Below are 23239 nucleotides of genomic sequence, written 5' to 3'. Positions count from 1 at the left end.
GTCAGTCCCCGCTGATGTGCTGGTCATGGCCTGCCTGGTAGACGCGGGCGTGGCCCGATGCCTCGGCCTTCATCGTCAGAGTGCCGATGTGCACCCGCTCGTCAGCGGTCAGGGCCGGCATCAGTTCTGTGGCCAGCAGGTGCCGCAACTCCTCGGCGGCCGCCGGGTTGTGACGGATCAGAGACTGCAGCCGCAGCTGCCAGTCCGACACCAGGGTTTGTTCAGCGTCGGCGTCTGACGACCGGCGAGCCGCCAGTAACTGGGCCCGGGTATCGGAGAGTTCCTCGCCGACAGCCTCGGTCTGTTCAGGGCGCAGCCGTCGCCAGAAAGCGAGGAGGGCGGCACGGGATTGTTCCCATGTATCAGTGGCGATGGCCCCAACGAGCGCCGTACCTGCCGCCAAAACGATTGGATCCATGACTACCCCCCGGGGGATGCGGATCCTGCGCTTGAGCGCGCCCATCCACGCTAACCGAACGCGCCGGTGAAAGCTGCGGCCCGTTGCGGGCTTCCGTACGACCGTTACCGCCGCATACCCCATCACGGCGCAGCATCAGAGGCCTGAGCAGAGGATCCGCTGCGGTCCGCATCCGAGGACCGAGCGCAGCCGTCAGCTGCTCCATGCGGACTCGGTGCGTACTGGCGGAGAGCGCTTGTTCCGCAGCGGTCGTATTCCTGGCAGCGTCCGTACCTGTAGTGGCAGCTGACGCGGGCGTTGCCGTCAGACTTGTTCCCTCCGCTGGCGAGATGGCCACTGATGAGGTCCCTCAGCGTGGGCAGTGTCGGTCTGCGGGTTTGCCCGTCGATTACCTGGGCGGAGGCCTTCTCGCCGCTGGCCTTGGCAGCGAGCTTTGAGGCTGGACCAGGCGCGGGCTTGCTCTTCGTCTTGGCGGTGTGCACGGAGGGCAGGAAGGCGACGCTGAGCAGGGGCCGTCACCGGGCCGTGGCCCAGTGCTCCAGGGACCGCGGACGCCGGTAAGACCATCACCCTGGCCTGCTCACCCATACCGTCAAGCGCCGCAATCGCTGCTCGCCTACAACCGCACCATCGCTCATGGACCCTAGGCAGCTTCCCCCGATACGTCCTGTGCCAGACCGCCAACGCACTGCATTCGTGGGGAAGGGGCGAGTCGCGGTGCTGTGGCATTGTCCACTCGGCTTCGCCCACGGTGTCTGCTTGTGCTGCTCTCGTACCAAGGGAGACATCCGGGATAGACCGTCGCTGTGTGCTGGTGAAAGTCCACTGTCTGCGCTGCTGTTGCACTGTCATCTGGCTGACAGCGCAACAGCAGTACCCGTAGGATGTTCAGTCCTGCTGGCGACCGATAGCGGAGACGACTGATGGCCAGTACCGCCCTCGGCCCTGCTGATTCCGGCCACACCTTACAAGCAGGTACTTCAAGTCGCTTGCCATATTTGTCGTCAATGCCAAGGCAGGCTCAAGCAGTTCAACACCTCGACCAACCCTCAATGACATGGTCGGCGTTAGTGGGCGAGCTCAGGGACCCCCTTATTGACGAATTCTCTAGGCAATGCCGGGGGTTCGTCGCGGCCGATGCCGAGTTATGCGAAATTAGTGCCCGAGACTTCGATATTCAACTACGCTTACACGCCCCGCTGGTGTTCAAGGCGGGATGCTCGCAGTCCTATGCGTCCCTTTACGGAGAGATGCGTCCGCGGCTTATCGCTCGCTGTAGCCGAATATCCAGCTACGTCAAAGATGCAGATCTCGGCGCCAACAGTTCTCTGCTCCTGGGGGGTGGTGAGGCCCGGCGGAACTTCACCGTGCGTCGCCCGGACGGCTCCTCCGTCGGAGTGAACTTCGATCTGGTGCCCCCTGGTCATGGCTATCTCTACCAATCGAAGCTCCACTACATGCTCAGCCCCAGGGCTGACACGATGGTTGAGGCCGGGTGCTATCTGCAGGGAGCGTCCCATCCCGTCACCTACCTCGCCTTCTCTGTCTGTGACAGGCCCGGCATTGTGCAGGCACTGCGACTGCAGGGAATTCCTGCTGAGCGCGGCAACTTGCTTATCCTCACCCGTGCTTTAGGGTTGTCAGGAGCGGTGCGAAACCTGATGAGCTTTACCGTTGGGCAGGCTGTAAAGTCTTTACGGGCAATGGGGTGTAAATTTATCGTGACAGCTTTCAATCCCTTGCTTGGATTCACTGGTTCGGCGCTGCATGCTACCAATTTCACCCCCTTCGCGACCGCGCCAGTAGCCTACTTCTACGACCAATTCGGGAGCTATGTGACGCGGCGGAAGTCGTTTTCGGATAAATGCATGGATCGTCAAGCCGGAAACTATCGAAACCTCTTGGTGGTACTCGGCACCGATAGCGCAGCGAGAAAAGAAATTCGCAAAGTGAAAACCCTGCAGCACGTAGCAGAGCCGACGAACGGCACGTCCGTCGGCGAACCTCCAACGCTTGACCCTGACGAACTGCGGCACTACCGCCAGCGGCTGGAAGCCGCCTGGTCGCTCAGCACGGCACACCCGAGCTACGCCCGGGAGCCTCTGTCGTCGAAAGGGCAGTGCGGCGTCAGCTCGGTGTGGTTGGCCCGCCAGCTGCGGCTGCGTGAGATCGAATCCACCTACTGCTACGGAAGGCTGAGCTTCGACAACCCATCGATTTCGTCTGTAGATCATCACTGCTGGATCGAGATCGGATCGTCCTCCGATGCCACCCGGCAAGTCATCGACCTGACCTGTGACCAAGCCGATGGCTTCGAAGAGAAGGTGATCTACCGTCGACATGACGAACTTGCCCGTGTCGGCATCCGCTATGAGCCTGTGACGCGTCTGGCCGTCGACGACCTTCCAGACGACCGCGTCTGGTCACGTTACACACGCCTTGAAGAGTCCATGCTCGCCAAATGGGGCATGCAGAAACTGTGCGACTCAGTCTGAGGTCCACGCGATCAGGCCAGGGGGGACGTGAACAACCAGGAAGAGCGCCCGCAGGTTCTGCTGCTGTCATCGAACCTGCGGCGCCGGTACGCCGAGGACATCCTCACCGCGCTAGCCCTACCTCGAGGCTCCATCGTTCAGTTCCGCTACGAGGCGCAGTATGTAGCCCCTTCTCTGCAGCAGAAGGTGGCCAACGGAACCGTTCTTCAACAGCGCGCGCTCATCGGCTTTATCGCCGACGCCACGTCATCGACGGACAGCTTTCTGCTTCCCGTCAGGGTTGCCGATGTTGTGGCCGCAGAGTGTGTTGCCGAGGTTTTCCTCTTCAGGCTGCGTGTCACCGACCACGTTGATCTTGACGATTACTCCCTGTCGCGAGGGGAGATCAGCATCGAGAGCCGCAAGGCTATCGACAAGATCATCGAGGGGAACGGTGGCTCCTACTACCCTGCTGTCCTCAAGTTTCCCGCCTTCCCCATCCGTACGAACGGGGACCAAGCGCAGCTGTGGATCAGTGTCGCGCGACGCCTGGCACTCCACCCCACCTTCGAGAACTCGTACTTCATGCGAGTTGATCAGCCAGCCCATCTCACGAGTGCCGCAGCCTTTGATTTTGAGCCGCAAGGACGCTTGAGCTTAGGGGACTTACAGCCCGCACGGCTTCCGGTCAGCTTCTACTCCCAGCGTTACACCGAGACACCAAAGATCACTCTGACCTGCTCCACCGACGGACGCTTCCTGCGTGTCTCCTCGGACGACTCCCACGACGTGGCGCTGCGCTACGACTCCACCGAGTTCTGGCTCCAGCCCGACGCTTCATCATTCGACGCTCTCACCCACGTCACGATCCGACTAGGCTCCGAGGAAGCCAGCACGACTCCAGTTGCCGCCGTGCGCTTCCCCGTCATCATCAAGCACTCCCGCATACGCCTGATCTCACGTGTAGTCATCAGCGCGGTGGGAGCAATCCTGGTCGCCACGCCGGCAATCCTGGGCCCGGCTTCCTCGCTCACTCTGCGAATCCTCGTGGCTGTGATCGGCTCCGCGTTCTTGAGTACGGCCACGATCGTCATGGGTCGTCCCCGAAGCTGAGCGGAATCGCGGCGGGGCACGAGAAGCGCAGGTTCGGTGCCCCTGGGTGTCACGGCAAAGCGCTGTGCGCAGGAGCTCAACGCTTCAGCTCCGCCCCGATGACACCAGCCCTCAGCTTGTGCCAGCCGAAACGGTCAGACCGGAGCATGGAGCCGAAGCCTCGTGCAAAGCGCAGGTGTGGCCAACTCGGCGCAGAGTTCGGCAGACGCTTAGAACGAACTGGCTGCCCTGCCTCGTCACCTACGGGCGCCTCAAGCGCCAACCGCCCCTGGCTACTGATCGCGTACGCCGCAGGACTGATCTCCGATCCGGGCCACTGTGACACGGACGGCGACTGGTAGGCGCCCCTACCGCGCCGGTTGTGCTTCTTTCACGCCCCACAAGCGCTCCAACTCCGCCTGGTTCAGGTGGCCTTGGCCCCTCTATGTTGGTCTGTTCGCCTGTTGAGCGGGCGGGCTCCGGCAACGTGTGGCCGGGTTCGGAACACGAATCGCAAGGGGTGACACGTGGACGCCATAGTGCGGCACGCTCGCAAGGAGAAAGTGGCCGCCCAGGCACAACAATGGGCTGACGCGCTGATCGATTTCGGCCCCTACAACACGCTGTTGCACTTCAAGGACACCAAGACCGCATCCCTCGACGTGAGCGACGCCGCGCCGCAAGCACTGTCCTCGCTGCTGGCCGGCCGCAAAACCCGCCTGGGCAGTCTCTTCCCCGACCCCGCACAGCACGGACCCGCCTGCACCCGGGCCAGGAGCCTGCGCCGCAAGACCGTCGAACTCGACGAAGAACAAGGCATCGAGGCCGGACGCCTGGCCCTCGGCCTGCTGCGCGTCAACCCCCCGGCCACCCGCGGAACCACGCCCGTGCCCGCGCTGCGCGCCCCGCTGCTGCTCCAGCCCCTGGCCATCCAGCCGCGCACCGCCTCCGAGAACGACTTCGTCCTGGAAGCGGCCGGCGAGACGGAAATCAACCCGGTACTGCTGTATGCGCTCAGCCGCCAGTACGGCATGGACGGCGACACCGACGCTCTCGCCGACAAAGCAGCCACCGCGATCGAGGAATGCGCGGATCCGGCCGACCGCATACGCGTCACCTACGAGATCCTCGCCTCTGCCCTCGCCCGCAGCGGGCTGACCGTGGAGCTGGAGGAGCGCATCGTGGCTGGCGTCTTCAGTTTCGACCGACTGCCCATGGCCAACGACCTGCGCAACTCCGCCGAGTTGCTCGCCGACCACCCGGTGATCGCCGCCCTGGCCGGCGATCAGGAAGCAAACCGCCTGCTGACCGCAGACACCGGCCGACCCGAGCCGGCTGGCGCCGACAGCATCCCGCCCCGGTCGGAATACCTGGTCCACGACGCAGACGCCTCCCAGCAGAAGGCCATCAGCACCGCCCTGGCCGGCTCCCACCTCGTCATCGAAGGACCGCCGGGCACGGGCAAGAGCCAGACCATCGCCAACCTGATCGCCATCCTGTCGGCCCAGGGCAAACGGGTCCTGTTCGTCGCCGAGAAACGCGCCGCGATCGAAGCCGTCACCGACAGCCTCGCCCTCGTAGACCTGGACGGCCTCGTCTTTGACCTCCACGGCAACAAACTCAGCCGCCGCCAGATCGCCCAACAACTGCAGCACGCCCTGGAGCGCGCCGGCCAAGAAACCCCGCCCCGCCCGGCCGACCTGCACGACGGCCTGGCCCACTACCGCGAGCAGACCATCCGGCACGTGCAGGAGTTCCACCAGCCCCTCACGCCCTGGCAGGTGAGCCCGCACCAGGCGATCACCTACCTCATGGGCTGCCCACCAGCCCACCGCACCGGCCTCCGCCTGCGTGGCCCTTCACTCCGCCGGATGCAGGGCGAGCGTTACCGCCAGACCGAGCAGGACCTGCGCGCCTTCGTCGCCAAGAAAGGCCTGACGGTCCGCCGGGGCGATTCCCCCTGGTCCCAGACCCAGGCCCGCACGGACGACGAACTACGCGCTGTCGTGGAGGGCCTGGACCAGCTCACCGGCACCACACTGACCGCTACCCGTCGCACATTCGAAAACCTGGTGGACACCGCGGGCCTGCGCCGGGCCGACGACCTCAACGGCTGGCAGGCACTGTTCACCCTCCTGCAGGACGTCACCGCCACGCTGGCCCGCTTCGAAGCAGCCGTCTTCGAACCCGGCCTGGACGACCTGATCACCGCGACAGCCGACCGGGCCTGGCGCAAACAGCACGACCGCCCCATCGGCTGGTGGCGCCGCCGCACCCTCATCAAACGGGCCCGCAGCCTGTCCAAGGACGGACTGCGAGAACGCCGTCCGCTTCATGCAGCACTCCTGCAGGCAGCCGACCAGCACACACGGTGGCAGTCACAGTCGGCCACCAACACGACCCCCTGGACCGTTCCCGGACTCTCCAGCACCCTGGCCGCCTTCACCGTCCTGAGGGACCGGCTGGCCGCCATAGCCCTGTGTGTGCGCTGGGAAGGCTGGGAGACCGAACCCACCGACGAAGTAGAAAAGGCCATCCAGCGCCTCGACAACGATCGCGACACCCTGCTGCGCATGCCCGAGCTCAATCAGCTCGCCGACCGACTCGAAGCCGCCGAACTCGGCCACCTCCTCGACGAGTTGACACATCAGGACGCCGACCCCGACACGGCGGTCGAGACCTTCCACTACCTGTGGTGGTCGTCGGTACTCGACGAAGCCAAAATGCGCTCACCCCACCTGCGGTCCTTCACCCGCACCGAACACGATCACGTCGTCGAGCAATTCCGCCGCCACGACGCCATCCACCTGAAGAGCAATCCCGCCCGCGTGCGCTACGAGGTCGCCACCCGGCTACGGAAGGTCCGCGACGCCCACCCCGACCAGAACACCCTGATCCGTACCCAGGCACACCGCAAGACCCGGCACCTGCCACTGCGTAAACTCGTCGACAAGGCCCCCGACGTCCTCCTGGCCGCCAAACCGTGCTGGGCCATGTCCCCCCTCGTCGTCAGCCGAGTCCTGCCGGCCACCCGCCTGTTCGACGTCGTCATCTTCGACGAGGCCAGCCAGGTCATGCCCCACGACGCGATCACCTCGATCATGCGGGCCCGGCAGGTCATCGTCGCCGGAGATCCCCACCAACTGCCGCCCACCGCCTTCTTCCAACGTGTCCTGAGCGGAACAGACAACCAGACGGACGACGACCTCGACGACGACTCGGCACCCGCCCTGTTCGAGTCGCTCCTGGACATGCTCTGCAGCCGGCTGCCCCACGTCCACACCCTCAAATGGCACTACCGCAGCCGCGACGAACGCCTGATCGCCTTCTCCAACCACACCATCTACGACGACCGGCTCGTCACCTTCCCCGGCACCACCCTCGACAGCCCCATCCGCCTCGAAACCGTCGACGCCCACGCCCGACCCGGGCAAAAAGGTTCCGCCGACGAGGAAGTCGAACGTGTCGTGGAACTGGCACTCGGCCATGCCACCCACCAGCCCCACCTCAGCCTCGGCGTCATCACCATGGGGCAACACCACGCCGACCGCATCATCCTCGCCCTGCGCGACGCCCTCGAAGACCGTCCCGACCTCCAGGAGTTCTTCAGTCCCGACGCCGGCCCCCGAAAACGCTTCTTCACCAAGAACCTCGAACAGGTCCAAGGTGACGAACGCGATGCCATCATCCTCAGCATCGGCTACGGCAAAGCCGCCAACGGTCGCCTGTCCATGACCTTCGGCCCGCTCAACAACGCCGGGGGAGAGCGCCGCCTGAACGTGGCCATCACCCGCGCCCGCCAGTCGATGACCGTCGTCAGTTCCTTCACGCATCACGACTTCGACCCCGGCAAGCTCAAGAGCACCCGCAACCGCGGCCCCGAACTGCTGCGCGACTTCCTCGAGTACTGCTCCCACGGAGGCGACCTCCAGCACACCGGGGCCGCACGCACCGACTGGAACCTCAACCCGTTCGAACAGCAGGTCCTCGCCACCCTCGAAGCCGCCGGAGTCCCCGTCACACCACAGTGGGGCGTATCCGGCTACCGCATCGACTTCGCCCTCGGCCACACCCAACGCCCCGGCCAGATGATCCTCGCCGTTGAAACCGACGGCGACCGCTACCACCGCGCCCCCAGTGCCCGCGACCGCGACCGCCTGCGGCAGGCACACCTGGAACGACTCGGCTGGCGCTTCCACCGCATCTGGGCCTCCGACTGGTTCACCGACCCGCACACCGAACTCGACCAGCTCCTCGCCACCTGGCGCGACGCTGTACGACAGGCCGACGAAGCCCCCACCCACCCCACACCTACCCCCCAGCCCAAAGCAACGCCGCCACCAGCAGACACACGCGGCCCCCGCCCCGCCCTGCCCGATGGGGATCGCATCAGCGACTACTCCGACGCCGACCTGCATGCCCTGACCTCCTGGCTGCTGAGCGATGGATTCCAACTCGACCGCGACACCCGCATCACCCAGGCCATCACCGAACTGGGCTTCAAAAAACGCGGCCGCGTCATCGTCGAACGCCTCACCCACGCCTTCGAACAAGCCCAGCACGCGGCAGACAAGGAGCCCCAGCGATGAAACCCCTCGACCCCTCAACGCTCGAACGCGTCGCCCGCCTCATCGTCGACATCGACGGCCCCTTCGAACGCCGCGGCTACCAACTCACCCAGCTCCTGCAACGCGCCGCCTGGCCCAAGCCCGAGGAATACGACGGCTCCCCCCGCATCGGCTGGCTCACCGACATCCTGACCAGTGCAGACGACCCGTCCGCCGTCCACCGGCTGTTGTGCCGTATCTGCGACCCACTCGAATACGACGACGGCCTCGCCTCCGCCGACCTCATCCGTCAGGAACTCAACACCCACCTGGCCGCAGAGCGTCTCGCCATCACCTACGTCTCCAGGCGACCCGTCCTGGGCGAACTCGGCGCGGACGGCCACACCACCGTCATCACTGTCCCCGACGACCTCGAAGCCCGCATACGCCCACTCGTCAGCAGCGAGGACTTCCTCCAGCAGCTCATGGAACGCGTCACCGAGACACAGATCTGCGAACAGCACGGCGCCTACGGCCTCACCATCATCGGCATCGGCAGCTTCGCGGAAGCGCTGCTCCTGGACGTCCTCACCCACCGCGACCCCACCCTGCTGCAAGGCTTCGTCCTGCCGAACGGCAAGCGGGCTGCTCCCGAACGAGCAAGCTTCTCCCTCCTGCTCGACACCGCTCGGACCCGCGGCTGGATCCAGATGGACGCCCACGACTTCATGAAGATCGTCCGTGACTACCGAAACTTCGTCCACCTGCGCAACCAGCAAGAACGAGGCGTCACACCCGACCGCGACACCGTCGGCATGTGCTGGGGCCCGGTCCTCGCCGTCCTCAACGACCTCGAGACCAGCCGATAGGGGTTCGGCTGCGTTCTGTGCTTTGCCGCGCGAGCGACCGCAGGAGAATCCGGCGACCCTGCGCGCACCCCTCAGGGACTCCTGGGCTCCTGCTTGCGGCGTCGGCGGAGTTCGCGCTGGGCCTGGGCGCGGGCACATTCGCGGGAGCAGTACTTCACCCCGGTGGTGCGGTGCTGGCGGTATGCGGCCCGGCCGCGTTGGCGGACGAAGGCGCGGCCGCACCTTTCGTTGGCGCACTGGTGGACGGTGGCGCCTTCGACGAGGTGGTTGTACATCTGCAGGAACGCCACGGAGCAGACGGTGGGGTAGCGGTCGGAGAGATCACCGATACCGATACTGAAGCGGCCCAGAGCCCGGTTCAACACCTCCTCCAGCGACGTGAGTTCGGCGTCGATGAGGATCTCCTGCAGTTCCTCGAGCGACTGTGGCCAGGGCTGCTCGCGGTGTTGGGTCTGTGACCGCAGATCGGCCAGGGTCTCCTCAGTGACGTGCTGTCGGACAAGTTCCTCGAGTCCGCCCTCGCGCTGGCAGGCCAGCCATGTCGTGATCGCGTCCTGCGCGGTCTGCACGTAGATGGCCACCAGATCGCGATGCACACCGAACGGATGAGGCTGCTGATCGCCGCCGGCTTCGGGGATGTCCTGCAGCTTCTCGTACACATCCTCGCGGTCGAAGGACAGATCATCCCGGTCGATACCGAAGAGGGGTCCGTAGGCCGCCATCATCCGGGCTGCGCCCTCGAGGTCGTCGGCCGGCAGTTCCATCAGCTCACGCAGGTAGAAGTCCTCGGGCAGCTCTACGGATGTGCGGTCCTCGAAGGGAGCGGGGGTCCACAGGATCCAATCGCCCTTGACGCGCACGTTCTTGATGCGTCGCATCAGGGGCGGGACCGGGATGGTGGATCCGGGCCACAGCGTGGGACGAAAACGTGGGTCAACGTACTCCGTCATGGCGGCATCATAGCCGCTACGGTGGTAATACAAAACAGTGGCACTTCGTACTACGCGAAGAGGCTGCGGACGAGGAGGCACAGCAGTGGCCGACTGGCAGGCACGACGGATCATCGGAGACCAGCACGAACACACCGTTAAGAACGCACTTGAAGCACGCGGCTGGACCGTCCACTCCTGCGGACAGGGCACCTACCCGGCACCCATCCAGCAAGCCCTGCGCCACACGCCCTCTCCACTGCGCTACTTTCCCGACCTTATCGCCGCCCGCGGCAGCGAACTGGTGACCATAGACGCCAAAACGCGCATGCCCAGTACCGCTTCCCGCAACTACGCCATCTCCCACAAGTGCGCCCTGGCAGGACTGCAGTTCATGGGCGTCCATGCGCCGGTGCCGCTGTACTACGTCCTAGGCGACCTCCGTGTCCTGACGCCCGCCGAGGTCCTCTACGACGCCTTCCACACCCTCCGCCCCACCCACGGCGCCTACCACCTGGTCAACAGCCGGCGGGCCTTACCCTTCGACGAGGTCTTCGGGACCGGCAGCGTCCAGGAACGCGCCGCCTGACATGGTCAAACAGAGGGCTCCACGAAGAGCCGGCGTCCGGCTGTCCGTCGCCTTTACCAGGAATCCGTGTCCGACCGTCGAAGACGCCATCGGGCCGGTTCTTCTTGCATCGCTGCGGGGAGCGGCTCAGGAGGAATCCGCCCTCGGATGCGTGATCAGGAGCAGGATGTTGGAGGGATGTCGGCGGGGAGAGGAGCGGTCTGTGGAGGTGGGGGAGCGGTGGGCGTACCGGGCGGCGCCGCACCACGGACCGGTGGCAGAAGTCGAGGTCCTGAAACTGGGCACGCAACGCCCCGTGCGGGTCAAAATCCGCTTTGTCGCGGAGGAAGCGGAAGGCCGGCAGGAGTGGGTACCGCCGGCCCGGCTGCGCGCGGCCTGGAAGGACAAGGACGCCTGGCTGGCCAGTGAGGAGCGGTGGAGCGAACTGACGCGGGACAGCCCGGACGACGAGGATCCCGCGTTCCGGGCGGTCATCATCTTGTTCGATGAGCACCTGTGGGAGGGGGTGGTGTCCTTCGGCGTCAACTCCCGTGACCGGGGCCTGCTGTACGTCGACGACGTGCCCGCACTGGCCGAGCTCCTCGATGTCCCCGAAAGCTTCTTCTGCAGCGACCCGCGGACCTTCACTGACACCGACGGCTCACTGACTGCGCCCTGGCCCACTACCGTTGAGGTGGCTCGGCTCCTGGCCCGCACTCGGGCCGACCACCTCATGACCCTCGTAGACAAACACGAACGTCAGGCGCGCCAAGACGCGATCTACGGCCGCTACTACCCCGGCCGCGGCAAGAACCCAGGCACTCACATCAGCCCCGAGATCTGCGCAGAGGTCGACCGCAGCTCCCAACCCGCCTACGACCTGCTGCGCCAGTGGTGCGGTGCGGACGTGGTCGAGAGCTTCGAAGAACTCAAAGCCCTGCGGGACGAGGTCCTGCGTATCGGCCAGCTCATGGAGCAGGCCATCGGCTGCCTTCGCCAGGCTGGGCAGGCCAAGGCAGCCGACCGCTTCGAGCGGGAACTCGGCGTTCCTCTCGAGACGCTGCGCCAGGCCGAGCGCGACGACTGACACCCCGACCGTCCTGGCATCGACGACAGGAAGATCCGTGGCCCGCACCAAGATCAATGAGCGCCAACTCGACGTCCTGCGCCGCATCTGCCACGGCGAGACACCTGTCACCTCCGATGACTCCGGCCTCGCCCCGACCGTCTACGCTCTGCGCAATCGGGGCCTGGTCACCACACTCCGGGCCGATGGCCGCTGGAGCGCAGCCCCCACCGAGGCCGGCCTTGAGTACCTTGCTCACACGGACGCCGCGCCCACCCCACGCCTGAGCGCTCCTACCCCGTCGACGGCACCCGAGGCGGCCGAACTGATCAGCAGACTTCAGCAAGCAGGCGGCACCTTGCGCATCGCCAACCCCGCCTCGGGCGAGCGGGCCCACTGGCGCCGCGCCCTGCACTCCGCACGCGCAGACCACCTGATCCCCGACGGCCACCACCTCCAGCACACCGGACGTGACAAAGGCGACCTGGTCATCACCCTGTGCCCTGGGCCACCGCCGCGACGCTCCACACCCCCAGACGAGAGCGTCCCGGTTCCCGACAACCTGCCTTCAGAACTCCTGCACTCCGTAGCCGCGGCAGCACACGTCCCGGCCTGCCCCGACTGCCAGCCCCGCGCCCGCCGTATACTCCACGCCCTCTGCCACGCAGCCGAAGCCAAGAACTACACGGTCAGTAACCCCGAGTCCGGTTCAGCAGCCAGCTTGGTGATCAGCATCGGCGACAGTTCCTTCCGGCTCTCCTTCTACGAAGGCGCCTACGAGGTCCCCGACCCCAGCGGGACGAAGTACGCCTGGCAACGCGTGACCGCGCGCACCACGCGTCCGTCTCACCAACTCGAGCTCAGCCTTGAGCACACCTACGCCCATCGAGGCCGGCGCTCCCACTGGGGAGACCGCCAACGGTGGCGCCTGGAAGACAAACTCCCCGCCCTCCTGCAAGAGATCGCCCACCGCGCACACGTCGAGTACGAACGACGGCAGGCCCAGCAGCGCAAAGAGGAAGAGACACACCAACGCTGGCTGACCGCGATGCAGCAGGCTCGCACTGCCCTGCTGGAAGACCACAGACTGAAAGCCCTGCGCGCGCAGGTGCAGGCCTGGCAGGAAGCCACCGCCATCCGCGCCTACTGCGACGCACTCGAAGACCACCACGCCACCCCCAGCGCGGCCGAAGCAGTCACCGCCTGGACCACGTGGGCCCGGGCCTATGCCGACCGCATCGACCCCGTACCCCTAAACCCAGGACTGCCGGAACCCCCAACGACCACACCGGAAGACCTGCGCCCGTACCTGCACGGCTGGAGTCCGTACGAGCCCAAGCGGGCCTGACAGAGCCTCAGCCCATTGTGTCGACGAAGTCGGCGGCCACCTGCTCGAGTGCCACGCCCGGGCCACGGTGCCCCACGACCCGCACGACGTCCTCACGGAACTCTTCGGGATAAGGGTTGGGCACAGCGACATCCTTCCCACCCGCCCCACAGGGCAAGCCAGTTCAGATGTCACCCGATCGTGCGGCAGACCCCAGAGTGCCAGCGGGGTGTTATTGCCCCCGCCACCGCCATAGAGTGTCGGCTTTCATTCGTTTCTGGTTGTTATGAGTGCTTGTCGGTGGCTTGAAGTAGGGTCGCGGGGCACGGGTTTCTGAGGGGGAGGCCCCTTGTCGTGTCGTGGGGAGTGAGGCTGGGTGGGGTTGCCGGGTGGGGCTGCGGACAAGGCAGGTAACCGGTACGAGGACTGGTGGACTGCGCTGCGTGCGGCCGAGCTTGTGCGGGGGCGGGCATCGTGGATCCGGCCGGAGCCTCCGGGGCCGGCAGGCGAGGGAATCGAGTTCCAACTCGAGGAGCCTGACGGCATCTGGTGCGAACAGGTGAAGGACGTCCCCTCAAAGGGTGCATGGACTCTGACGGCTGTAGGGAAAATCCTCAAGGCGGTCACGGGGCATCTTGCGGAGGGCAGGAAGGTACGCCTCGTGCTGTCCACAGGGGCGCCTGAACTGGATGACCTTGCCGAGCGGGCACGGGCTGCCGAGACGCTGGCGGAGTTCGAAGGAATCCTCACCAAGGCCCAGGTTCCCCAGTTCGCATCCGTGCTCACGAACTGGGAAGTGGACGGGACACTGGTCGACCGGGAGGTCGGCTGGCGGTACCTGAAAGCCGTGCACGTGGAGCACATCTCACCAGAGGCCCTGCGCCGACTGGTCGTGTCCACCTATGAACTGCTGTTTGTCGGGGATCCGGAAGTCATCGTCACACAGCTCAGCAGCTATCTCGATGGGCGCCCCCATCAGCGCCTGACCGGCTCACAGATTTACAGCCATCTGCTGACCATGCCGGGTGTGCGCCCACGGTTGCTGGCCGGTGACCCTGGAACGCTTTCCGCTTTGGCCGCTACCGTCGAGCGCCTGGTTCGGCGTGTACGGCGAGGCCAGCCCGCTTTCGGCATGGCCGCCCGACCGCACACGCAGGAGCTGTACGAGCGTCTGAGCCTCAAGGACGGCCCGCAGATCGTGGTCTGTGAGGGCGGCGCCGGGTTGGGCAAGTCGGCAGTCGTCGCCGATGTCTTGGCGCGGTGGACCGAGCAGGGTTGGCCGGCGGCCGCGGTCCGTATGGACGGCGTCGACGCGAGTGTTCAGACAGCCGTGGGGCTGGGGGATGCTATGACACTGCCGGATTCCCCGGCAGTGCTGCTGGCCGGGGTCGCCGCCGAGGGGCCGGCACTGCTGGTGATTGATCAGCTGGACGCGGTCAGTACCTACAACGGGAGGATGTCGGACGCCTACGAGTCCGTCGAGGACGTCTTGACGCAGTTGGTTGTGGCCCCGAACGTCAAGGTGCTCCTGGTGGCCCGCACCGTCGACATCGACAACGACCGGAGACTGTCCCGTCTGGTCGCCGACGCCACCCGGGCAGCCCGCTTCCCTCTCGGTGTCTTGGACGTGGACGCGGTGCGCACGGTCCTGTCCTCGAGCGGCACGGATCCTGACGGACTGGGCCCCGTGACCCTGGAATTGCTGCGCACTCCCTTGCATTTGTCCGTCTTCGACCGCCTTTCTGCCCCCGCGCGTGCTGTGCCGTACCGCACGTTGCAGGAGCTGTACGCGCGCTACACGGACGACGTTCGCGAGGCCCTCGAGCGAGAGGTCGCCACGCTGGACTGGTCCGGTATCACCGGCCTGTTGTGCGCCTCCATGAGCGAACGCGAAGAGCTGCACGCACCGGTGGCCCTCCTCGATGGCTTTCCCCGCCAGCAGGTCAAGGCTTTGAAGTCACACGGTGTGCTGGTGGGCGACGGGGATCAGATCGGGTTCTTCCACGAGACCTACTTCGACTTCCTCTTCGCCCGGTCCTTCATCGCCACCGGCGAAGACATCCACGACTTCCTCGCCGAGTCTGGACAGCACCTGTTCCGGCGGGCCCAGACCCGGCAGATCCTCGAACACCTCGCCGGCACGTATCGCGAACGCTTCCGCATCGTGGTGGTCCAGCTTCTGACTTCGAGCCGGATCCGCTCCCACCTGCACGATGTGGTCATCGCCGTCCTCGCACAACTCGACGCCACCAAAGCTGACTGGCAGGCCCTCGAAGCTGTCGCCTGGGGCCAGGCTCCCGTGGCCCTCAAGGTCCGCGGCCTGCTCTCCCGGCCGCAATGGTTCGCCGCCGCCGACCACGATCAGAACTGGGAACGCTGGCTGAGCACGCCGCAGACTTCCGATGCGGCATTCCGGGAACTGCTGGTCGCCGCTCGACACCAGCCCCGGCGCGTCGCGGAGCTGGTGCGGCCGTATGTGGGCACCACCACGCAGTGGGGGCAGCGCCTTCTGGGGCTCGTTGAGTGGGCCCTCACCCCCGACCTCGTCGATCTTGCAGTCGAGCTCATCGAAAACGGCCATGCCGACGAGGCCCGCGGACCGATCGCCGTGAACAGCGACTTCTGGTCCCTGCTGTACAGCCTGTCCGAGACCGCCCCCGCCCCCGCCGCGCGCCTCGCCGGTGCGTATCTGCACCGTCACCTTGCCCGGGCGTGCGCCGACGGATCCGACGATCCTTTTGCGTCCGACCACCTGTCCACACGGTCCCAGGTCGCCGACACGGTCCTCTCCCGCATCGCCAAGGCCGAACCGGCAACCTATGTAGAGCAGGTCCTGCCCTTCGTCATAGACGTAGCCACCGCCACCAGCACCCACCGCGCTGGGATGACTGCCCTTGCAGGCCACTGGGCCTACCGCCACATCGGCGGCCACGGCGTCGACACCGCACTTCTGACTGCTCTCGACCTGGCACTGCGCTCCCTGGCCGCCCAGTCCCCGACAGCCGCCGACGCCGCGCTGCAGCAACTGGCCGCATCACCCGTTCAGGAACTGCGATTCCTTGCATGCCGTACCTACACCGTCATGGATGTTCCTGATGAGGCGATCGCGTGGCTGGTAAGCGATGAGCGCAATCTGCGCCTGGGATGGCTGGACAGTCCGAGCTGGGCCTCGCGTGAACTCATCGAGGCAGCCACGCCCCACTGCACCGGCGAGACGCTGGAACGTCTGACCACGGTGCTCCTCGGTTATTACACAGCGTGGGAGCGCAGACGCCAGAAGGGACAGCGCAGTTCATGGGGCTGGGCCCAGTACGAACTGCTTTCCGCGGTCAGCCCCGCTCGCCGTAGTGAAGCGGTGAGCCGACAGCTCTCAGAGTGGGAGCGCAAATTCCCGGGTCAGCTCCCATCGCCGCCGGCACCCATTCAAGCCGGGTTCGTCGGCTCGCCGATCAGCGATCAGGCTGCCGGGAACATGACCGACGCCCAGTGGCACCGAGCCTTGGACAAGTACGCCAAGCCGCAACCAGAACGGCGCTGGCCGCCCCAGGGAGGCGCTCACGAACTCGCACAAACCCTCGGCAGGCGAGCCGAGCAGGACCCCGATAGCTTCAGCAGATTCGCATTCACCCTCGGCACGGACTCCCCGGCCGTTTACCTATGCGCGATCGTGGCCGCGGTCACGCCTCACCTGGACGACGAACGCTGGCAACAGTTGGCTCTTCACACCCACCAGATGCACGGCTCCGCCGCCGCGTCCACGATCTGTCACGCCCTGCAGTCGGCTCCCCAGAACTTCAGTGACGCAACGCTTCCGGTGCTCGACAGCTACACCACCGCCACCGACCCCGAACACGACATCCGCGAGGCCGACGGGACTCGCACGGACCTGCTGACCGCCGGCATGAACGCCACCCGAGGCCAGGCAGCACTGACTGTCGCCGCCCTGCTCTTTCACGGCAGTGAGCATTTGAGCGTGCTGACACCGCTGATCACCCGACTGGCCAACGATCGAGTGCTTGCTGTCCGAGTCTGCACTGCGGAGGCCGTGCTCGCCCTGATGAGGCACGACCCGCAGAGCGCACTCGACACCGCTGAACAACTTCTGGACCACCACGACGTCAACGTTCACAACGCTTCCACCACACAACGGCTGCTCATCAACGCGCTGATCCGTGAACCCTCACGCTTCTCCGCCCACCTGGCTTGCGCTCTTCAAGCCCCAGGCGCAGCCGCCGAACTCGCTGGCGGGGCATGGGCCGTCACCACCATTCACGGATCTCTCACCCCAGACCTTCCAGGGACCGCGGGCGGCCTCAATGTCACCGCCCGCCGCGGCGCGGCCGCAGAGCTCGCCGCCAACATCAGCCACTATCCGCATCTCATCCCGCTATTCGACGACGCAGACGCCGATGTGCGAAAGAACGCATCTCAGGCGATGCGACAGGTCTTTGACCTCTTTCCCGCCCAAGCTGAGGAACTCATTAACGCCTTCCTTGAAAGCAAGGCCTTCCCAGACCACCTTGAGCATCTGGTCTTCGCTCTCCACGAGCACACCGGGCCCCTTCCCGCCCTCGCGGTTGATGCATGCGAGCGCATCGTCCAGCACGCGGGCCGCGACCTCGCAGACATCAGGACGCACCGCGCAGCAGACGGCCACTACTTGATCTCGGTCGTCCTCCGCCTGTATCGGCAAAGCCCACAATCCCTACGGATCCGCTGCCTGGACATCATCGACAGACTCGCCCAAGTAGGCGCCTACAGCTTGACCGCTGCTTTGGAATACGAGCGCTGATGGAACGCCCCCGTTTCTGGCCGGCAGCATGCTCATCTGGCGCCCGTGCGGGAGGCCTCGGCACAACTATGGCGTCCCGCTCCGCCCTGCTACCAGCGCATGCCGATGGGTCCAAGCAGCGCTACGTTCGGGCTCAGCTTCGCGGCCCTCCTGCGGGCATTCGCTATGACCGACCCCCAACCCGAGCAACTCGCCATCGACGTCCTCTCGATGCTGGCGGGGGACTTGCAGATGTCCTTCCCGGGCGTGGGAAGCCCGGGCGGCCGCCGGGTTGCGCCCACGAGCCGGCGGCCCGTCGGGTAGTGGTGATGTCTCGGATGCCGAATGGGCTCACCTGGAACCGCACCTGCCGACAAAACGTCCCCGCCGCGAGTGCCGCGGCACCCAGTCTGCTTCGTTCCGCCGATGGGTGGCACTTTCCGCAGCTCGTGATGCGCTGTCGGGCTCCTGCCCTACGCCGCTGACCGAGAGCAAGGGGAGTGGTGTGGGGAAGAAGAAGGGCGGGCGCCCGGGGCCGCCGCGCAGGCTTGTACCGGCGGCCGGGGCCACCTCTGAGGAGACGGCCGAGATCGCGGGAAGACGCTGTTCGGCCTATCTCAAGGAGGTCCATAGCGGTATCCGGGCGGGCTGAGCCTGATGCACCAAGGCGTTCAGGGGCACCGTACGGCGCCCAGCGGCGTTCACCGGCTCAAGGCGCGGGGTTGTGAGCGGTCGCGTAATTCCCCATCAACGGCACCTCCAGCACCGCGTAATTCCCCATCTCGGACGAGGCCGGTGACGGGCCGCCCGACTGCTGAGTGTGGGGCTGGTCAGACCAGTCAAGGGCGCCTTCGGCGGCGCTCTGCGCTGGCCTGCGGCCACCCTGGACAGTCCTGACCAGCCCGAACGACCGGCGGGTTATCGGGCGGCCCGGGAACCCTGGCGCCGTGGGGACGACGACGCGCCTCCGTCCTCCCCATGGCCAATTACGAGGAGTTCCGCATGGGGAAATATGCGATCTTCCACACGGGGTTGTTCCACTCCTCGGAGGCGGGATCATCGAGAGGGTCGGTTGGCGGCGCCGCGCTGGCGTCCGTCACCGCACCGGCGGGGCCGAACTGCGCCTGCTTGTTGGAGCTGAGGGCTGGCGAGGCGGGTGTCTGCGCGTGGTCGACGCGCGGGTGAGCGGATCCGTCCCCCTCCCACGCCGTCTGGTCCATCAAACCGTGTTGGAGGCCGTCGCGCGCGGTCTCGCCGTTCACGGAGGGTCCCGCCGATGTCCGCCAGCCGATACCGCGCGCGAGGGCCGTCCGGCTGCTGCACGCGAGCCCAGCGGCGTTGCGCCGGCGCGTGCCGGCTATCCGTCGAATACGACATCGGCGGCACAGGAATGATGCAGCGGGGCGCCCGTCACCGGGTCTCACACGGTCCGCCCGGTGGCCCAGCCGGGCTGGGGGTTGTCGGGCTGGCTCAGGATGACTGTGAGGTGATCGGCCGTGGTGTAGGGGATGCGGGGGTCGGCGAGGAAAGCGGCTGGCTCGATGGTGCGGGTGACCATCAGCGGCAGGACGCGTCAGGGGTGTTCGCCGTCGACACCGCAGGCTGCTGCCGCGTGGGTCGCGTGCTGGGCGACGGTGGTGGCTTTGGCTAGCAGTTTGTCCCGGTAGCGGGTGGTGAACTTCTTCATGTGTTGTTGCAGGGCGTGGATCGCGACGGCGCGGGTGGGGTTCTTTGCCTCGATCACCCACAGTCGGTGGGTGTCGGGGTCGGCGACCAAGAGATCGATCTCTCCAATCAGGCCGGGGATGCCGAGTGTGGCGGCGGTCTTCTCCAGGAGGCGGAAGCGGTGCGGCAGTCCGGCATGGCGGGCGGCGTCCCGTACGTCGTTTTCCAGGCGCTGGTCGAGTTGCTGGCGGTGGCGGAAGAGGGCGTCGCGGACAGGGTGGGGGAGTTCGGGGTGCGGGAGGTGGCCGTCGTCGAGGTTGGCGGCGTACATCTCCAGGGAGACATGGGCGAGCCAGGGCAGGACGAGGAGCTCCTCGCCGTGCGCGATGAGGGGGTGGGTCAGCGGCCGGATGCGGCGCTCGACCTCGGTGTAGGAGTGCTCGCCTGGGCCAGCGGCGTTGCCGGGGTGCAGGCGCAGCCGGTCGACGGCCGCATGGAGGTGATCGGAGGGGAGCCCGGACCATGCGGCGCTCTCAGCGACCAGTTCCTCGGGGGTGGCTGTGGTGGTGCCGCTCTCGCCGGTGGGCCAGTCGCTGGCGGTGGCGAGGACCGCGGTGATCGCGTCCAGACTGCATCCCCAGTGCTGGATGAGGAGCTGGTCGGCCGTGGCGAGTGCGCTCCCGGCGGGAAGAGCTGCAGCTGTGAAGGCGACGGGCGTGCGCACGTGTGGGCGGGCGGGCAGGCCTGTCGCGTCGATCGCTTCGAGCTCGGTGTCAGCGGTGGCCGCGATCATCCGCTCGTGGCGGGCGTAGTGGTAGGCGCTGGCGTCGAACCCGAGATGAACGCCCGGAGCTGCGGTCTGTTCCGGGCTGGTGGGAGCGTCCGTCTCGTCGGCGTCGGCGCTGAGGGTGAACAGCCCGCTGGGATCGATGGTCAGGGCGAGGTCATGCAGACGGCGCGCGGCTGCCACCGCTGTGGTGCCGGTGCTGAAGACGAGGTCGGCGAGCGCGGCGAGCTCGGCGACGGCCAGGATGTCGACGGGCCGATCGCCGACGGGCGGGGTGACGAGCGCTTGCTGCAGCAGCAGGTGCAGTGCGGTGGTGGCGCCCATGGCGTCCTGCTGCTGGCGCCGGGACTCGTCCGCCCAGTTGTCCGCCCAGGGGGCCGAGAGGTTGACCGCGATCGACGTGTGCGAGCGGGTGCGGTGCGACCAGGCGGCGTTCAGGTGCCGGGCAAGTTCGCCGAACAGGGCCGGCTGGTAGGCGCTGATCTGGTCGGCGAGTTCGGCTTCCAGGGCACGCAGGAGCTGCTCGGCGGGCCCACCCGGACGGCATGCCTCGGCGCGATGCCATGTGCCGGCCTGCACGCTATGGCGGCGGACGGCGGCGGCCGCGGCACGCAGGGCGCGCACGTGCAGGTGAGGCGTGCGCGGCAGCATGTAGGCGGGGCTGGTGGCGGGCCAGAAGGTGGTGATGCCGGTCAGGAGCAGCAGTGGATGGGCGCTGTTCCACGCGTCGGTGAAGGTGTCGATGTCGGTGCCGGGGCCAGCAGTGCGGCCGGTGCGGACTTGGGTGATGAGTTCGTGGACGAGCCGGCCCAGGATGCGGTGTCCCTGTTGGCCGTCTCCGGCGAAGGAGGCAAGGAGCGGCGGGTCGATGACGAGGCCGATCCGCGCGGTGGCGGGGTCGGCGCCCGCCCGCACGAGGAGCCCCTCTTCCGTGTCGGCGTTATCGGCCGGCTCCGGTTTTCCGGTGGGAAGTTGGTGAGGTTCGTCGGAGACGGTCACGTCCACGATGAGGGGTGCGCCGTCGGGGAGGGTCGCGTGCGTGGCGGCCGGGGCGATGGTGGTGAGCGTGGTGTGCAGGGCGTCGGCTAGGTCGTCCATGCCGCGTGCGTCGAGCGGGCCGCCGCGCTGCGGGGAGGGGACAGCGACGATCACCATCGGCGGGACGGTTGACGTACGGGCCAGCAGGGTGCCCTCCGGACTGTGGTACTCCAGACGGGAGCTTGTCCCGTGGGCCCCGGGCTCGGGAGGGACCAGCGTGACGCGTGTGAAGTCCCGGACGCCCGGCAGGCCGGCAGCGCTCAGCACACGGTCGGTGGCCGCGTGCACGGCGGCGTGTTCCCAGACCTCGTCCAAGGGCGTTGCGGGGACGAATGCGATGTCGTCGCTGTCGGGGCCGGGCAGCAGGAGCGTGGCGTTGCGGTGCCAGTGTGACCACGCGTCGAGGGCATCGAGGTAGGCCACGCCATGGACGCCGGGGTGTTCCGTGAGCTCCAGGACGAACAGGGCCGCCAGGGTCGGGTCGCCGTTGGACTGCTGGAGGATCTCGGCGAGTTCCTCGACGTGAAGGAAGGCGGTGTCGCGGATCAGCTCGCGGGTCAGGACGCGGGGGCCTCCATAGACGACGAGGCGCCCGCGGCCCGGCGGGGTGGCGGCGAGAGCAGCGCGGCCTTCCTTGATGCGTCCGCTCAGGGTGCCGTCCGTCAGTCCGCTGACGACGGCGATGTCGTAGCGGTGGGTGGGCGAGGTCATGCGGCACACCGGTCCGGGGCGGGCGGGGATGTGGTCCAGGCCGAGGAGCTGGGCGAGCCGGGCGACGATCACTTCCTGCAACCGCTCCTCAGCGGCAGGGAGTTCGGCCGGCGGCAGGAAGGCGAGCAGCCGGGTGGCGGCCGGGGCGATGGCGTCCGTCGCCGCACCGGCGGGAACAGGCAGACGCCGGCCGTGCGCGGTAACGGCCAAGACGGGGCCGAGCAGCGGCGTGTCGGGGCGGTAGCGCAGCGGAAGGTCTTTGACCCGGCTGGTCAGCCAGTCCAGGGCGCGTCCGGCGCGCTCCGGGTGCCGACAGGAGGGGAGGAGATCGACCGGGTCGGCCGTCGCGATCGCGCGGGCGGCGTCGACCTCGGCGGAGGTGAGACGGCAGGCAACCTGGTCCAATTCCGGCTCGTCCGGCGCGGCATACGGCTCGGGCCATGCGGGGGTGAGTGCGTCGAGCGCCCGGTCGGTGATCCGCAGAGCCAGTTCGAGGACGTCGCTGATCCCGAAGCCGATGGTCTCGCACAGCGGCTGGTCGACGGCCAGGGCGGTGAGCTCCAGGGTGCGCAGTACGAGCAAGGGGTGGGCGAGCTGCCCGGGGTGGACCAGCAGCAGCTCGCCAGCAGTGGTGCTGGCCACTCCTGCGCGCAGGTCGCTGGGATCGCGGTCGGTGAGGACTCCTCGTCCGGGGGCGGCGCGCACGATGGCGTCGACCAGTGCGGGCAGGTCGTCGGCTTCGGCGTGCACGCCTGGGCGGGATGGGGTGCGCAGCACGCGGGTGAGCATCAGCAGGAGGTGGTCCTCAAGACGTTGGAAGTCCGGCGATGTGAGGGCGGCCTGGAGCAGCACGATCAGGGAGTCGGTGGAGTACGGGGCCAGGGCGCGGTCGAGGACCTTCCAGTCCACGCGGCGGTGTGTTGCGGAAGTGACGGGCGTGTTCGTGGGCATGGTGCGTGTCCTGGTCTCGTACCGGT

13 protein-coding genes are annotated in these 23239 nt (G+C 67.0%); 8 read left to right on the top strand and 5 right to left on the bottom strand.

Translation table 11 applies throughout. From position 1 onward, the window contains the following. Position 1 precedes the first annotated feature (1 nt). On the bottom strand, positions 2-463 hold the full coding sequence (locus ACZ5VQ_RS47525) for a hypothetical protein (protein ID WP_469110457.1): 462 nt from the start codon (positions 461-463) through the stop codon (positions 2-4). Between the two features lie 878 nt (positions 464-1341). Here ACZ5VQ_RS47525 and ACZ5VQ_RS47520 point away from each other — a divergent pair. The 4 genes from ACZ5VQ_RS47520 to ACZ5VQ_RS47505 all read left to right on the top strand — a co-directional run bounded on the left by ACZ5VQ_RS47520 (position 1342) and on the right by ACZ5VQ_RS47505 (position 9400). Beyond that, positions 1342-2913, top strand: coding sequence for a hypothetical protein (locus tag ACZ5VQ_RS47520; protein ID WP_469110456.1), 1572 nt, complete (start codon positions 1342-1344; stop codon positions 2911-2913). 27 nt (positions 2914-2940) lie between these two features. Continuing rightward, positions 2941-4005 carry a hypothetical protein gene (locus tag ACZ5VQ_RS47515; protein WP_405541039.1) on the top strand — a complete coding sequence of 355 codons (1065 nt, stop codon included), beginning with the start codon at positions 2941-2943 and terminating at the stop codon, positions 4003-4005. Between the two features lie 506 nt (positions 4006-4511). Continuing rightward, positions 4512-8573: an AAA domain-containing protein gene (locus tag ACZ5VQ_RS47510; protein WP_469110455.1), complete on the top strand. Its 4062-nt coding sequence runs from the start codon at positions 4512-4514 to the stop codon at positions 8571-8573. Continuing rightward, a complete protein-coding gene (locus ACZ5VQ_RS47505) occupies positions 8570-9400 on the top strand; it encodes a hypothetical protein (RefSeq protein WP_405541037.1) in 831 nt (276 codons plus the stop codon). Before ACZ5VQ_RS47510 ends, ACZ5VQ_RS47505 begins: the two co-directional genes overlap by 4 nt. A gap of 71 nt (positions 9401-9471) precedes the next feature. Here the strand turns inward: ACZ5VQ_RS47505 and ACZ5VQ_RS47500 are convergent, their stop codons facing one another. Next, a complete protein-coding gene (locus ACZ5VQ_RS47500) occupies positions 9472-10350 on the bottom strand; it encodes a hypothetical protein (RefSeq protein WP_405541036.1) in 879 nt (292 codons plus the stop codon). An 85-nt stretch (positions 10351-10435) separates the two neighbouring features. On the opposite strand from ACZ5VQ_RS47500, the gene ACZ5VQ_RS47495 reads away from it, so the two are divergent. The 4 genes from ACZ5VQ_RS47495 to ACZ5VQ_RS47480 all read left to right on the top strand — a co-directional run bounded on the left by ACZ5VQ_RS47495 (position 10436) and on the right by ACZ5VQ_RS47480 (position 18082). Then, on the top strand, positions 10436-10918 hold the full coding sequence (locus ACZ5VQ_RS47495) for a hypothetical protein (protein WP_405541035.1): 483 nt from the start codon (positions 10436-10438) through the stop codon (positions 10916-10918). 253 nt (positions 10919-11171) lie between these two features. Continuing rightward, positions 11172-11984 (top strand): hypothetical protein, encoded by an 813-nt coding sequence (locus ACZ5VQ_RS47490; RefSeq protein ID WP_405541034.1) that lies wholly within the window; start codon positions 11172-11174, stop codon positions 11982-11984. A gap of 37 nt (positions 11985-12021) precedes the next feature. Continuing rightward, the gene (locus ACZ5VQ_RS47485) at positions 12022-13311 is read left to right on the top strand and encodes a hypothetical protein (RefSeq protein ID WP_405541033.1); all 1290 of its coding nucleotides are present in this window, start codon (positions 12022-12024) and stop codon (positions 13309-13311) included. A gap of 538 nt (positions 13312-13849) precedes the next feature. Beyond that, on the top strand, positions 13850-18082 hold the full coding sequence (locus ACZ5VQ_RS47480; protein ID WP_405541032.1) for an NACHT domain-containing protein: 4233 nt from the start codon (positions 13850-13852) through the stop codon (positions 18080-18082). 965 nt (positions 18083-19047) lie between these two features. On the opposite strand, the gene ACZ5VQ_RS47475 is transcribed toward ACZ5VQ_RS47480, so the two are convergent. The 3 genes from ACZ5VQ_RS47475 to ACZ5VQ_RS47465 form a co-directional block, all read right to left on the bottom strand. Next, positions 19048-19323, bottom strand: a complete 276-nt coding sequence (locus tag ACZ5VQ_RS47475; protein WP_405541031.1) for a hypothetical protein — start codon at positions 19321-19323, stop codon at positions 19048-19050. Between the two features lie 158 nt (positions 19324-19481). Beyond that, positions 19482-19619: a hypothetical protein gene (locus tag ACZ5VQ_RS47470; protein WP_469110454.1), complete on the bottom strand. Its 138-nt coding sequence runs from the start codon at positions 19617-19619 to the stop codon at positions 19482-19484. 15 nt (positions 19620-19634) lie between these two features. Next, positions 19635-23213, bottom strand: coding sequence for a hypothetical protein (locus tag ACZ5VQ_RS47465; protein ID WP_469110453.1), 3579 nt, complete (start codon positions 23211-23213; stop codon positions 19635-19637). Positions 23214-23239: the final 26 nt, after the last annotated feature.

The organism is Streptomyces sp. NPDC033178 (assembly GCF_055577685.1).
This window is presented reverse-complemented; position numbering and strand designations above follow the sequence as displayed.

Coding starts and splice junctions, on each gene's coding strand:
- ACZ5VQ_RS47525 (WP_469110457.1), bottom strand. CDS start 463: ATGGGCGCGCTCAAGCGCAGGATCCGCATCCCCCGGGGGGTAGTCATG.
- ACZ5VQ_RS47520 (WP_469110456.1), top strand. CDS start 1,342: ATGGCCAGTACCGCCCTCGGCCCTGCTGATTCCGGCCACACCTTACAA.
- ACZ5VQ_RS47505 (WP_405541037.1), top strand. CDS start 8,570: ATGAAACCCCTCGACCCCTCAACGCTCGAACGCGTCGCCCGCCTCATC.
- ACZ5VQ_RS47500 (WP_405541036.1), bottom strand. CDS start 10,350: ATGACGGAGTACGTTGACCCACGTTTTCGTCCCACGCTGTGGCCCGGA.
- ACZ5VQ_RS47470 (WP_469110454.1), bottom strand. CDS start 19,619: ATGGTCACCCGCACCATCGAGCCAGCCGCTTTCCTCGCCGACCCCCGC.
- ACZ5VQ_RS47465 (WP_469110453.1), bottom strand. CDS start 23,213: ATGCCCACGAACACGCCCGTCACTTCCGCAACACACCGCCGCGTGGAC.